Source organism: Catonella sp. (assembly GCF_052173895.1).
Classification (GTDB): Bacteria; Bacillota; Clostridia; order Lachnospirales; family Lachnospiraceae; genus Catonella.
In genome coordinates, this window is sequence record NZ_JBQMXS010000011.1 from 14,771 (window position 1) to 27,792 (window position 13,022).

The following is a 13,022-nucleotide window of genomic DNA, read 5'->3' on the forward strand; positions in this document are numbered from 1 at the left end:
TTATCTACCTCTCTTTATCATATGTATATCGGAACAGCTATATAATATTCAAAGCTGGTTCTCCTTACATACCCCTTAAATTCCAGCCAAAGAAGAATTCTAAAAAGTTCCCCTTCATCAAGTCCTGTCTCTGCTAAAATTTCAGAAATATGTTTTGGTATTAAACAGAGGGTAGAATACACTATTTTCTCTCCACTTTCAAGTGTTAAATTTTGAACACACTCCTGTTTTGTGTTCAGAACAGGAAAATCAAAATCTTCCAATATATCATTTACATCATTTACAAGCTTGGCTCCAAACTGTATTAATTTATTGGTACCTCGACTTAAAGGCTCTTCGCTTCTTCCCGGCAGGGCATAAATATTTTTACCTTGTTCAAGCCCCATATCTGCTGTAATAAGGCTACCACTCTTTTCTCTAGCTTCAACTACAAAAACTCCGTCTGACAAGCCACTTATTATCCTATTTCTTTGAGGAAAATTTGCCTTCATCGGCTGCACACCCATAGGAAATTCTGAAATCACTGCACCTTTATCTATAATTTTTAGATATAATTCAATATTATTAAGAGGATAACAAATATCCACTCCACAACCTAATACTGCATAAGTCTTACCCTTTTCTCCCTGCAATGCTCCTAAATGTGCTGCAGAATCAATACCTAAGGCCATTCCACTTGCTATACTTACTCCATTATCAGAAAGCTCCTCAGACATTTTCCTTGCGTAGTACAGCCCTTTCTCAGTTGCATCTCTAGAGCCTACTACGCTTATTATTTTTTCCTGATTACTCGGTAATTCTCCCTTATAAAATAGTCCTACAGGAGCAGAACATATATTTCTCAACTTGTCAGGATAAGCCTTATCAAAATAATTAATATACTTAATTCCTTTTTCTAACATTTTCTCATATTTCTCAATTATTTCCGATTTGCTCGATATCTCTTTAAGCCTTGATAAATGTCTTTCCCCCATTCCCTTTATCTTATTACATTTTCCTTTGCTTATAGCCTCATACGCCTCATACAAGCTACCATAATTAGCAACCAATATGTCATATTTTATCTTTGCCGTATGCCCTTCAAGCGAAAGCCAAAACATCAGTAGCTCATCTCTCATCCCCAAAACCTCTCAATCATTTCTCTGTAATGGATTGCTTCTGCTACCTCAAGTTCGCTTACTTCTTTCTTTTCCCTTGTATCTGCTATGGTTCTTGCAACTTTTAATACTCTATAATACCCCCTTAGACTTAGATTTATATTTTTATAGGCTTCTTCCAATAATTTCTTAGTCTTTGAATCTATCTTACAAAACTCATCTGTCATCTTAGAATCCATCTGGGAATTAAAATGAATTTTTTCCTTTTTAAATCTTTCTTCTTGAATATCACGAGCCTTACACACTCTTTTTCTAATATCTTCCGAACTCTCTATCTCCTTTTCCTGCTTATTAAAAATACTTTCAAAACTTATTCTTTTAACTTCCGTTACTATGTCGAACCTGTCTATCAATGGTCTACTCACCCTTGAAAGATAGTTTTTTATCTGTATATCATTACAATGGCAAAGTTTTCTATCAGGGTAGAATCCACATTTACAAGGGTTCATAGCTGCTGCCAACAAAAAATCTGATGGATATGTGGCTGTACCATTTACCCTTCCAATAGTAATTTTTTTCTCTTCAAGTGGCTGTCTCAAAACTTCTATTGTCTGCCTATTAAACTCCGGAAGTTCATCCAAAAATAAAACTCCATTATGAGCAAGACTTATCTCACCTGCCCTAACCTTACTTCCTCCCCCTGCAAGTGCAGGCAAAGATATAGAATTATGCGGTGCTCTAAAAGGACGATTTTCTATAAGCCCTCTTCCTTCATCTAAAAGCCCTGAAATACTATAAATTTTAGTAACTTCGAGACTCTCTTCCCTCGACATGGGAGGCATAACAGACGGAATACGGCTGGCCAGCATACTTTTACCTGAGCCTGCCTGACCTATCATAAGAATATTATGCATGCCGCTCACTGCTATTTCCAATGCCCTTTTTATACCATCTTGTCCATGTACTTCTGAAAAATCAGGCAGTTTTTTATTTTGTTCAATATATTCAGCCTCCTCCAAAAACATTCCTCTCTCTGCCTTCTTCTGTACTAAATCTAAAACTTCTAAAAGACTTGAAACACCTATAATCTCAATTCCGTCTACCAACTTAGCCTCCCTGTAATTAGACTTTGGAAGAATAAAACGTTTAAGTCCTGCTTCCTTTGCTGCACAAACCATAGGCAATATGCCGTTTACAGGTTTCATTTCACCATTTAAGCTAAGTTCACCTACAAAGGCGGTTTCAATGAGATAACTTTGGTCAAGAGCCAAACTAGCCGCAAGCACAGATACTGCCACTGCAAGGTCAAATGAAGTTCCATCTTTTTTAATATCTGCCGGGGATATATTCACAAGAATTCTCTTAGGCTCTAAACAAAAGCCCGAATTAAGAATAGCTGCCCTTACCCTCTCTCCTGATTCTCTTACTTGCGTAGAAAGAAAGCCCACCATATTAAATGAAGGCAATCCATTCCGAATATCTGCTTCTACGCTGGTAATAATTCCATTTATGCCGGATAAGGCAACACTTTTTACACTAGAAAACATATTTTAATCTTTTTAGTAAAATTAAGAAATAGTCATACTAATTATAATATTTTTATCTTAAATTGTAAACAATTAACTAAAATTTTTTCGTCAAATATATTGCAAGTCCGGCTTATCATAGTGTATGATACTTAAATATCATTAAATTTTTATAAAGGAGTAAAAATGTTAAAGACAATAGCAATCATTCTTTTTGTGCTTATGTATGCTCTTATGATATTTCTACCTGCAAAATGGAGAGCCTTCATAGCCTGTGGCACTGCTGCCATATTTTTAGCTGTAGGCATACTTCCAATTGGAGAACTTTTTCAGGTAATAGATTGGAATATTCTGCTTATGATTTTTGGTACTGTCATAATCGTAGATTATTTTATTCAATCTAAGATGCCAAATCTTATTGCAGACCACATACTTAATCTTTCTCCCAATGTAATGTGGACTACTATTTTTATGTCTCTTTTTTCAGGCATAATTTCAGCTTTTATAGATAATGTAGCTACTGTATACATGGTTGCTCCTGTTGCACTTGCTATTTGTAAGAAACTTAAGATTTCTCCTGTTGCTATGATAATTTCCATAGCTGTTTCTTCTAATTTGCAGGGTGCTGCTACTCTTGTCGGTGACACCACCTCCATCATGCTTGCAGGTACTGCTAAAATGGACTTTATGCACTTTTTCTTTATGCAGGGAAAGCCGGGTATCTTCTTTGCAGTCGAACTCGGAGCATTATGTACCATACCTATTATGATGATTTTGTTCCGTAAGGATAAAATGTCAGTATCTTCAAATGAATACACTGAAGTTAAAGATTTGATTCCTACCATAGCAATGATAGGTCATATAGTCTTCCTTGTAGCCGCATCATTTATCTCGGAAAAGCCTGAAATAACAAACGGTGTAATATGTATGGTTTGGGGTATAGTCTGTGTGGTTTGGGAATATTTTGCTACTAAAGATAAAGAAACTATGATAGAAAATATCAAAAATGTTGATTATGCCACAATGACTCTTCTAGCAGGACTTTTTGCTGTAATAGGGGGTATACAGGAGCAGGGAATAATTAAGGATCTTGCAGACATTATAACCCATATCGGTGGTGGTAATCTCTTCCTGCTCTTTACAATTATAGTTTGGGGGTCAGTTCTTGTGTCTGCCTTTGTAGATAACATACCTTATGTGGCTACTATGCTGCCTGTAATAGCAAGTGTTTCAAATGAAATGGGAACCACGCCTTATCTGCTTTTCTTCGGTTTGCTTGTAGGTGCTACCCTTGGTGGTAATATCACTCCTATAGGTGCCTCGGCAAATATAGCAGGTATCGGACTTCTTCGCAAAGAGGGCTATGAGGTTTCCTTTAAGGACTTTATGAAGATAGGTGTTCCATTTACCCTTGCAGCTGTTGTAGCAGGATACCTGTTTATATGGTTTGTGTGGAGATAAAGTATATTTCATATAAAATGTACTAATTACATTAGAGATTTTTCTATATAGCTTAGCTAAATAGAGCTGAATGATAGCATTTCCAGACTCGCTCCGGTTTTTCTACGAAAAACCTAATGCGTTCGCTTAGGAATCTATCATTCAGCTCTATTTATATACTATTATAGTTTTTTATTCTATCTCCATTTCAATTTTAACTATTTGCAGATTTTTATCCATTTGTTTTATCCGAAAAAAAGTTAGGTATGAGCTGTTTATCTTATTTCCAATTATTGCTTCTTTTTAAGAACCTGTACTTTCATATAGTCTAAAAGCTTTTTCAAACAAGTACACCGAAACAATCAAAAATACTCCCGAAACTGCTATTCCAAAGGCAAATATCCAAGCTATATTATTCATTTGTATAATCGGAAAATAACTTATAAAGCCGATAGGAATTATAACGGTAAATATAAACCTTATGAACGGATTATAAATAGTTAAAGGATACTTACACATATCAATTAGTGAAAACAAAAATTTAATAGGCATTAGGGTATCCTTATATCTAAAGCCTAAAATATTAATCAAAAGACAAATTGAAAAAATTATAATCACTCCTGAAAATACTGACAAAAACAGCATTATACTCGTAAACAAATCTCTTTCCAATCTCAATATTGATATAATAAATATCACAAGATTTACAATTACATTCGGAAATTCTTTTATATCTATGTTTTCAAAAATTATATAAACCAGCTTATTTACCGGCTTTAAAAGCACCATATCAAGCTCTCCATCTCTTATATATATTCCTGTAAAACTGATAATTCCCGGAAAAATCATAGCTGATACAGCCTGCATAAAAACTATAAAAAAATACAGATAAGCCACTTGCTCATTTTTCAGACCTCCTACAAGATTGAAATTAGCCAGTATAAATTCAATCAGGAAAATACTTATTAATGCCTTTATTATGCAGGAAATAAGCCCTAAGTAAAAATCTTTCTTATAAATTCTAAGCATAGACAGCTTTGTAAAAAATAATTTTATATAAATTCCCATCTCAGCCTCCAAAAATATCCAACCTTGAAATCGCCCTCCTGTATACAATTTTTGTGACTATGCAAAGCAAAATAAACCACAATATTTGAACAAGAAGTTCATAAATATCAGCCTTTCCTGTAAGCCATACTGAAATCGGAAAATCTACAATATATCTAAACGGAAGTATTTTTATAACCATCACCAACCATCTCGGCATGAATTGAAGTGGTAGCAAAGCTCCTGATAAAAATAAATTTACAAGGTCAAAAGTTAAAAATATCCCCCAAATATTGGTTGTCACAAAGCTTATAAGTCCGACAAGATAAAACAGGTTGAATGCTATGCCATAACTTATAATTAATGAAAACATAAACAACAAAATATTTCCACAAAGTACTAATGAATCACTAAAAAATGCTATAAGCATTATCGGCAATCCCATAAATATTAGGGTAAATATCACATCTCCAAAAGCATATAACAGATAGTATTTTCGAAATCCAATCGGTTTCAAAAATACATTTATAATTTCTCCTCTTTTTACTCCCCAGCCTATTTCCATGGCAATCCATCTTGGAATAATGCTCTGAATAAGAAATGATACTACAAAGTAGGTAAGAATTGTTCCACCTGTAAAACCATTATATTCTCTTCCATCATTATATAAGGAACTCCATAAATAGTGGTAACTTATAAACTGTGTTATACCTGTAAGAGCATAGAAAAATAATTTTATTTTATATGCAGAACTTGCTTTTATCGAAATAACTATGATTGACAGATATTTTTCTAACTTTATTAACGGGTTCATTTATATATTCCTCTTATTATATCCTCTAAACTGTCACTGTTTATTGTAAAATCTACCGGCTTAATTTCTTCATTTTTTAATTCGTCCATAATTACAAAAATATTTATTTTTTCTTCATTAAATGAAAAATTTATAGAATTTTCTCCACTATCAGTCTGAAAATTCATAAACTTATTTTTCCATTCTTTTTCATATAAAGAAATAATTTTTTCAAAATCGGCTTTCTCTTTCAATAAAATCGTTACATTTTTTGTTCCACCATAGAGTTTTCTAAATTCCTTTAGAGCCATGTCATGGAGAATATTTCCCTTTTCAAGAATTATAATTCTTTCACATACATCTTCTATATCTTTCATATCATGCGAGGTAAACAGCATTGTTGTATTAAATTCTCTATTTACCTCATTTAATAGTTTTTTAATTTCATTTTTAACTATAATATCTAATCCTATGGTCGCTTCATCTAAGAATAAAATTTTAGGAGAATGTAACAGAGATAAGGCTATATTACATTTCATCTTCTGACCTAGCGAAAGTTCTAATACCCTCTTTTTCATAAGTGGAACAATATCCGTATATTCATTAATAAAATCCATTCTGTCATTGTAAGTCTTACCTGAGAGTTTATACAGGCTTTTATTAAATATGAAAGAATCTTCCACTTTCAAATCCCACAACAACTGATTTCTCTGTCCAAAAATTACTCCAATATACTCCACATAGTTTTTTCTTTCTTCAAATGGATTGAAACCAAGCACACTTATCTCTCCTCCGGTAGGTTTAATAAGTCCTGTAAGCATTTTTATAGTAGTAGATTTTCCTGCTCCGTTAAGTCCCACATAACCTACTTTTTCGCCTTCTGTTATGCTTAAATTTATGCCCTTTATTACTTTTACGGTCTCTTTATCTGTTTTTACAAAATATTCTTTTGTAAGATTTTTTACTGTTAAAATTTCTTTCATAAGTTTTCCTTAATTATTTTTTACTTCAGTATTTATTACTATTCAATCCAAACTAATCACCTATTTTTTTGAAGCCCTAGTCTTACTTATTTCTTCATTAATTTCCTCCAAAGACATTTCCGGTATATCAGCCATCTGCTTTCTAGCTTCATAAAATGTATTTAGAGCTTCCTTTTTTGTTATTGCTTGATGTTTGATTATATCACAACTTTTTTCGCATTTATTAACTTCATCTTTCATTGCACTATCCCTCAAATTTAATAAGTCCACCTAAACTGCTTGCTCCTGTTAAACATAAACTTAAAAATTAAATATCCCACTAACAGCCAGCTAACACATATTGATAAAAATATTATTGTATCTATAAATCTAATCTCGTTTTTTAAAATTAAAGATGCATATCTTACCCCATAAGATATCGGATTGGTATAAACCAAGACATTCGGAATTTTAACTATACTTCCCGATAAAAAAAGAAAACCGTAGCTTATAATATTTACAAAAGATGCCACCTTTGTAAACATAAGCGTTACAGAGGCCAGTACATAGGACAGCCCCATTATTCCTATACAAACAAAAATTGTAATGTATAAATATTCTACTCTGAACAGATGTTCAATATTTAAGAATACAGTTGCAATAATGAGTGTTATTATAGCTTTTATAACATTGATGCTAAACCATACCACAGTTTTTACCGTAACAATCTGTGCTATCGAATACGGTTTAATCATAATATTTTGCAAAGTTCCAAGCTGTTTTTCTGTGGATATACACATAGAGGCTTCTGAAATAACTCCGCTTGCAAGCATCCACAATATATATCCAAATACCTTTTCAGTGGTATTTCCCTCTGTATTTATTACAATCAGCAGGATAAAAAAATCTGTAATCAGCCCTACTATATAATCAGGATAATAGCTTACCGCTTCGATAAGACTTTTTCTAAACTCAGCTTTAATTAGATTCATCAAGTGCCTCCATTACCTTTTCTTCCATGTCTTTCTTTTTCTTCACTATTTCTACTATTTCTTCATTTGCAAAGCTCTCATAAACTTCTGAAAACTCTCCTTCTGCCTCTTCTTCCACTATTTTCCCGTCTTTAATATATGAAACTATATAACTTAGGTTTTTATCTTCGATATTTTCAGAAAAGTTCTTAACTACTCCGTCTTTTAGTATTAGAACTCTGCCGTTAAGCTTTTGCACTACTTCCATTTGGTGTGTGGTAAGTATGACTGCCATCCCTTTTTCTTTTACCAAGCGGTTCAGGTTGTCTATAACCGAGTTTTTACTTTTTATATCAAGACCTAAGGTCGGTTCATCTAAAAGCAAAAGCTTGGGCGAGAGCATAAGAGATATTATCAGAGCAAGTTTTTGCTGCATTCCTCTTGAATACTCGCCAACCGGCTTATTGATAGCTTCTCGTAATTCAAAATCATCTATATACTTAGCTATTTCAGGACTTTTACTGTCTATCTTAGATAATCCTGCGAAATACTCTATATTCTGTAAACCTGTTAGATAGTCATATACATTGGTACTTGATTCAAGCAAGGCACTCACTTTGTTAAAATATTCACTATTTTTGCATTTATGTATGTCTTTTCCTTCAAGCCTTATCTCCCCCGAGTCTTGGCGTATCATTTTTAATATACAGTTTATTATGGTTGTCTTTCCTGCTCCGTTATTTCCTAAAAGACAGACTATTTCACCTGCATTTACGGTAAATGATACATCTTTTAGGACTGATTTTTCTCGGAAAGATTTGCGTAGGTTAGTTATTTTTAGCATTTATGGACTCCTTTTTCCTTATTTTTCTATCATAAAAGGCTTTCTATGAATACATTTTATCATAGAAAGCCTATGTATTAAAATCTATTTATAAAATTTTTCAAATGCTTATAAGTCTATTGTTTGTCACTAAACTTATCTACGGAAAACTTCTGCATATATCTTCGTATTTCATCTTCTGTAAAATATACACCCGGATACAGTTTTAAATCCTCTTCAATATCATTGAATCTGCTACACATTTCCCACAAATTTTTAAACCAAGTTCTTGAAGATACAGGCAATTTATCAGCGTCAAGCTCTTCATAATATTCTTCATATAAGTCGCAAAAATCTTTTATATTATATTCACCATTTAAATAACCTAATATTATATATGCTATTTTATCTTTACAATCCATAGTTAAACATTTATCTCCTGATTTGGGTAATTAACTGTATGCAATGATATTACAAAAATGCTTGAATACAACAAATATTATCTAAACTTAATTCTATAACTTCTTCTTTATAATGCTAAATCTTGATACTGCAAGTGCTAATATCAATAATAAGATACCTATAATACCAAAAATATTATTTAAACTATAAATTTCACCAAACTGTCCTACTATCCATATCCCTAAAGGACCTGCAACAAATGAGATACACTTAAACAAACTAAACACTCGACCAATCATCTCTTTAGGGGCGTTTAATTGCAATACAGATGAATTAATTACCGAAACCAAGCTAAAAGATATGCCGTTTATTAAAGCTGCAAAACAGTATATAATTTTTGTTGTTTCCTCAAATGATAATAAAATCAATCCCATCCCCCCACATATAAAGCCTATCATCATAAGAATATTTATTTTAAAATACTTTTTCAAATATAAAATAGCAAATCCTCCAATAATTCCACCTACAGAAATAGAAAACATATACAATGAATATCCAACATTACCTGCATTATTATTTTGTAAATATATATTGATAAATGATTCTGTTGGTGTAACTAACATATTCGCTACAAAAGTAATGCTCATTATTATAAAAATAATTTTAGACTTAAAAACAATTTTTAGCCCATCATATGTATCCTCAATAAAATTCAGTTTATTTCCATTATTTTTTATTTTATTCGGAATAAATATTTTGCAGATAAGTACTCCTGATATGATAAATGTTACAATGTCGCACAATAAAGCTCCACCAATTCCTATTATACCTATAATTGTCCCTGAAATCAAATAGCTGAATAATTCTATAAATTTATGTGAAATATTGATAAAAGAACGAGCTTCAACAATTTCATTATCACATAATATTTCTGAAATCAAGGCATTTTTTGCCGGTACTGATATTGTACAAAAAATAGTCTGTAAAATCATGGCTATAATAATAACAACAAAGTTCAATTTATTATTAACATATATGAAATATATTATGGCTAATACCATAGCTTGGCTAAATGAGCTGAAAAATATAATTTTTTTCTTATTACATTTATCTGCTATGCTTGACATGAATATTCCTAAAAAAGTTATTATTATCTTAACAATAAATATATATCCTGACAAAACAGTTGAATTTGTCAGGATATATACAAGCTGCATAAAAGCAACATCATCTACTATATCTCCAATAGCCGAAATCATTAGTGAGCTTATAAAATAATTGAAATTTTTATTTCTAAATAACTTTACCAATATTCTCTCCTCTTTTGTTCGCTATAATCCCATCAAACAATCCTTTATTTAAAGCTTTTCTCATTCTACAAAATGCATCTAATTTTTGTTCTACAGATATATTATCATTATAAGTATATAAACACAACCATTTTATATCAAAAAAAGAGACCAAGCCTAAGCCTGACCTTAATTATATATTGATAAAAGTGTCAAAAGTATAAAAATTCTGTGCAAGCCGGCTTGCAAAAGAACTTATTATCTTTTGACACCCACATCATATTTCTTATTATGTTAATATTTACATCAGCACCTTACTTAAAAAGTCCTTAGTCCTAGGGTTCTTAGGATTCCCAAATATTGCCTCAGGGCTTCCTTCTTCAGCTATGATGCCTCCGTCCATAAAAAGCACCCTGTCGGATACTTCCCTCGCAAAGCCCATTTCGTGAGTAACTATTACAGTTGTCATTCCTTCACTTACAAGGCTTTTAATAACTGCAAGCACCTCGCCTACCATCTCAGGGTCAAGGGCTGAGGTCGGCTCATCAAAAAGCATTACATCCGGCTCCATTGCCAAGGCTCTAACAATAGCAAGCCTCTGTTTCTGCCCGCCTGAAAGTTTGTTCGGTTTCTCATCATATTTTTCAAGAAGTCCGACTCTGTCAAGCAGTTCCCTTGCTTTTTCCTTTGCTTCTTTAACATTTTTCTTACCAAGTAAAGTAGGAGCAAGAGTAATATTCTCTCCTACCGAAAGATGCGGAAATACATTGAAATGCTGGAATACCATTCCCATCTTCTGACGGTGTATATCTATATTTACAGATTTGTCTGCTATATTTATTCCTTCAAAATAAATTTCACCCTTTTCAGGTACTTCAAGGAGATTCAGACAGCGAAGAAATGTAGACTTACCTCCGCCGGAAGGTCCTATAATAGACACAACCTCACCTTTTTTTATATGCTCAGTTACCCCCTTAAGTACTTGAAGCTCGCCAAAACTTTTATGCAAATCAACTACATCTATTAAGTATTCATTATGATTAGCGTTCACCTGCCTTCATCCTCCTTTCCAGCACAGCTACTCCTTTAGAGAGGCTGAATGTAAGTACAAAATAAATTATTCCGATTATAATAAGTGGTTCCATTGTAAGGAAGGTTGCTCCTGATATAGTCTGAAACTGAGTCATAAGATCTCCCACAAAGAATACAGATGCAAGAGAGGTTTCCTTAATCATCATAATAAACTCGTTACCTAGTGCGGGAAGGATATACCTTACAGCCTGAGGCAATACTATCTTAAACATAGTCTGCCTTTTACTAAGCCCAAGCGACCTTGCCGCCTCAGTTTGACCTTTATCTACAGCTTCTATACCTGATCTGATTACCTCAGATACATAGGCAGCAGAGTTCAAGATAAGTGCTACAAGTATGCACACAAAGGTGGATGGCTTAAACCCCGGTATAGCTGCCGGCAGCATAAACTTAAATATGTACAGCTGTAAAAGTATAGGTGTACCTCGTACTATCTCGATATAGGCTGTAATTAAAAATCTTATAGGCAAAAACTTATTGTTCTTAAGTACAGCAAGTACAGAGCCGAAAATAGAACCGAAAAAAACTGTAATAACACTCAAAAGAAGTGTATAGCCTGTACCTACTATAAATAAAGTCCCATAATTTTCTATCAGAAATACTATTTTATTAAAAGTTTCAAACCATTTATCCATTAGTTATTAACCTCTACACCTAATGATTTGGCAAGCTCTATCGCCTTATCTTTCCACTGTTTATAAAGTCCCTTATCATTTACTTCTTTAACGACCATATTAAGAGCATTTACAAGTTTGGTTTCTCCCTTTGTACAGCCGATTACATTTCCTTTTGATTCATACTCAAACCCAAAGTCGCTTATTGCAAGTTCCTTATGAGCTACAACCAAGACCTTAGCTACTGCAAGGTCAAGTGTAAGTCCGTCAGCCTGTCCTGTCATAACTTCCATAGCACCGTTGTTCACATCAGCTATAGGAGTACAATCAGCCTTAGAAAGCTGTTCCATAGTTAAGTCAAGCTGAACTGAACCATTCTGCGCAAGCACCTTCTTTCCTGCAAAATCATCAGCAGTCTTTAATTTATCTGCATTTTCTTTAAGAATAACAACTCCCTGCCCCTCATCTGCATCTGTGTTACCAAAAAGGTCTGAAAGCTGCATATTTTTTGCACGATTTTCTGTATAGGCAAGTCCTGCTATCGCCATATCTATCTGACCCGTTGTAACTGCTGCCTTAATTGCATCAAACTTCATAGGCACAATTTCAAGTTTTACCCCCAGACTATCAGCTATATACTGTGCAAGATCCATGTCACAACCTACATACTTTGTTTCACCACTGCTTATATCCATAAATTCATTAGGAGCAAAATCCGGACTGGTTGCACAAGTTATAACTCCTGCAGCAAGTATCTTATCAAGCCTATCCCCCTCACCCTTTATTGATGAAAGGTCAAGTTTAGTTGCCCCTGAAATATTAGAAACAGATGTTTTACTTACACTGTCTGTCTTACTTGTCTCAGATACTGTCTTATCTGTATTTCCTGAGCAAGCTGTGAGCATAGTAGCAAATACAAGGATTAATACCGAAATAAATTTAATTGCTTTTTTCATATTTGAGCTC

At 33.2% G+C, this 13,022-nt stretch carries 14 protein-coding genes; 1 reads left to right on the plus strand and 13 read right to left on the minus strand.

Features of this window, described 5'->3' with window-relative positions:
- Nucleotides 1–17: 17 nt before the first annotated feature.
- Both dprA and ACTTG8_RS04060 read right to left on the minus strand, forming a co-directional pair.
- A complete protein-coding gene (gene dprA, locus ACTTG8_RS04055) occupies nucleotides 18–1,118 on the minus strand; it encodes a DNA-processing protein DprA (protein ID WP_442560846.1) in 1,101 nt (366 codons plus the stop codon).
- Entirely contained in the window at nucleotides 1,115–2,644 is a 1,530-nt protein-coding gene (locus ACTTG8_RS04060) for a YifB family Mg chelatase-like AAA ATPase (protein WP_442560847.1), read from the minus strand. Before ACTTG8_RS04060 ends, dprA begins: the two co-directional genes overlap by 4 nt.
- 165 nt (nucleotides 2,645–2,809) lie before the next feature.
- Between ACTTG8_RS04060 and ACTTG8_RS04065 the strand changes: the two genes are divergently transcribed.
- Nucleotides 2,810–4,084: an SLC13 family permease gene (locus ACTTG8_RS04065; protein WP_442560848.1), complete on the plus strand. Its 1,275-nt coding sequence runs from the start codon at nucleotides 2,810–2,812 to the stop codon at nucleotides 4,082–4,084.
- Between the two features lie 282 nt (nucleotides 4,085–4,366).
- Here ACTTG8_RS04065 and ACTTG8_RS04070 read toward each other — a convergent pair whose 3' ends face one another.
- The 11 genes from ACTTG8_RS04070 to ACTTG8_RS04120 all read right to left on the minus strand — a co-directional run bounded on the left by ACTTG8_RS04070 (nucleotide 4,367) and on the right by ACTTG8_RS04120 (nucleotide 13,012).
- Nucleotides 4,367–5,131, minus strand: coding sequence for an ABC transporter permease (locus tag ACTTG8_RS04070; protein WP_442560849.1), 765 nt, complete (start codon nucleotides 5,129–5,131; stop codon nucleotides 4,367–4,369).
- Nucleotide 5,132: 1 nt separating this feature from the next.
- A complete protein-coding gene (locus tag ACTTG8_RS04075; RefSeq protein ID WP_442560850.1) occupies nucleotides 5,133–5,924 on the minus strand; it encodes an ABC transporter permease in 792 nt (263 codons plus the stop codon).
- Complete coding sequence (locus ACTTG8_RS04080; RefSeq protein ID WP_442560851.1) at nucleotides 5,921–6,886, minus strand: ABC transporter ATP-binding protein; 966 nt, start codon at nucleotides 6,884–6,886, stop codon at nucleotides 5,921–5,923. The genes ACTTG8_RS04075 and ACTTG8_RS04080 overlap by 4 nt, the downstream gene beginning before the upstream one ends.
- Before the next feature lie 60 nt (nucleotides 6,887–6,946).
- Nucleotides 6,947–7,126, minus strand: coding sequence for a hypothetical protein (locus tag ACTTG8_RS04085; RefSeq protein ID WP_442560852.1), 180 nt, complete (start codon nucleotides 7,124–7,126; stop codon nucleotides 6,947–6,949).
- A gap of 17 nt (nucleotides 7,127–7,143) precedes the next feature.
- Complete coding sequence (locus tag ACTTG8_RS04090) at nucleotides 7,144–7,857, minus strand: ABC transporter permease (protein ID WP_442560853.1); 714 nt, start codon at nucleotides 7,855–7,857, stop codon at nucleotides 7,144–7,146.
- Complete coding sequence (locus ACTTG8_RS04095; protein ID WP_442560854.1) at nucleotides 7,844–8,680, minus strand: ABC transporter ATP-binding protein; 837 nt, start codon at nucleotides 8,678–8,680, stop codon at nucleotides 7,844–7,846. The genes ACTTG8_RS04090 and ACTTG8_RS04095 overlap by 14 nt, the downstream gene beginning before the upstream one ends.
- 116 nt (nucleotides 8,681–8,796) lie before the next feature.
- Nucleotides 8,797–9,081 carry a hypothetical protein gene (locus tag ACTTG8_RS04100; RefSeq protein WP_442560855.1) on the minus strand — a complete coding sequence of 95 codons (285 nt, stop codon included), beginning with the start codon at nucleotides 9,079–9,081 and terminating at the stop codon, nucleotides 8,797–8,799.
- A gap of 93 nt (nucleotides 9,082–9,174) precedes the next feature.
- Nucleotides 9,175–10,371 (minus strand): MFS transporter, encoded by a 1,197-nt coding sequence (locus tag ACTTG8_RS04105; RefSeq protein WP_442560856.1) that lies wholly within the window; start codon nucleotides 10,369–10,371, stop codon nucleotides 9,175–9,177.
- Nucleotides 10,372–10,651: 280 nt separating this feature from the next.
- On the minus strand, nucleotides 10,652–11,401 hold the full coding sequence (locus tag ACTTG8_RS04110; RefSeq protein ID WP_442560857.1) for an amino acid ABC transporter ATP-binding protein: 750 nt from the start codon (nucleotides 11,399–11,401) through the stop codon (nucleotides 10,652–10,654).
- Nucleotides 11,391–12,077: an amino acid ABC transporter permease gene (locus tag ACTTG8_RS04115; RefSeq protein ID WP_442560858.1), complete on the minus strand. Its 687-nt coding sequence runs from the start codon at nucleotides 12,075–12,077 to the stop codon at nucleotides 11,391–11,393. The genes ACTTG8_RS04110 and ACTTG8_RS04115 overlap by 11 nt, the downstream gene beginning before the upstream one ends.
- The gene (locus tag ACTTG8_RS04120; RefSeq protein WP_442560859.1) at nucleotides 12,077–13,012 is read right to left on the minus strand and encodes a transporter substrate-binding domain-containing protein; all 936 of its coding nucleotides are present in this window, start codon (nucleotides 13,010–13,012) and stop codon (nucleotides 12,077–12,079) included. The genes ACTTG8_RS04115 and ACTTG8_RS04120 overlap by 1 nt, the downstream gene beginning before the upstream one ends.
- Between the last annotated feature and the right edge of the window lie 10 nt (nucleotides 13,013–13,022).

Bases quoted from the DNA above. Each gene is read 5' to 3' on its own strand.
- ACTTG8_RS04060 (WP_442560847.1), bottom strand. From the start codon at position 2,644: ATGTTTTCTAGTGTAAAAAGTGTTGCCTTATCCGGCATAAATGGAATT.
- ACTTG8_RS04090 (WP_442560853.1), bottom strand. From the start codon at position 7,857: ATGAATCTAATTAAAGCTGAGTTTAGAAAAAGTCTTATCGAAGCGGTA.
- ACTTG8_RS04100 (WP_442560855.1), bottom strand. From the start codon at position 9,081: ATGGATTGTAAAGATAAAATAGCATATATAATATTAGGTTATTTAAAT.
- ACTTG8_RS04115 (WP_442560858.1), bottom strand. From the start codon at position 12,077: ATGGATAAATGGTTTGAAACTTTTAATAAAATAGTATTTCTGATAGAA.
- ACTTG8_RS04075 (WP_442560850.1), bottom strand. From the start codon at position 5,924: ATGAACCCGTTAATAAAGTTAGAAAAATATCTGTCAATCATAGTTATT.
- ACTTG8_RS04120 (WP_442560859.1), bottom strand. From the start codon at position 13,012: ATGAAAAAAGCAATTAAATTTATTTCGGTATTAATCCTTGTATTTGCT.
- ACTTG8_RS04085 (WP_442560852.1), bottom strand. From the start codon at position 7,126: ATGAAAGATGAAGTTAATAAATGCGAAAAAAGTTGTGATATAATCAAA.
- ACTTG8_RS04095 (WP_442560854.1), bottom strand. From the start codon at position 8,680: ATGCTAAAAATAACTAACCTACGCAAATCTTTCCGAGAAAAATCAGTC.
- ACTTG8_RS04080 (WP_442560851.1), bottom strand. From the start codon at position 6,886: ATGAAAGAAATTTTAACAGTAAAAAATCTTACAAAAGAATATTTTGTA.
- dprA (WP_442560846.1), bottom strand. From the start codon at position 1,118: ATGAGAGATGAGCTACTGATGTTTTGGCTTTCGCTTGAAGGGCATACG.
- ACTTG8_RS04070 (WP_442560849.1), bottom strand. From the start codon at position 5,131: ATGGGAATTTATATAAAATTATTTTTTACAAAGCTGTCTATGCTTAGA.
- ACTTG8_RS04065 (WP_442560848.1), top strand. From the start codon at position 2,810: ATGTTAAAGACAATAGCAATCATTCTTTTTGTGCTTATGTATGCTCTT.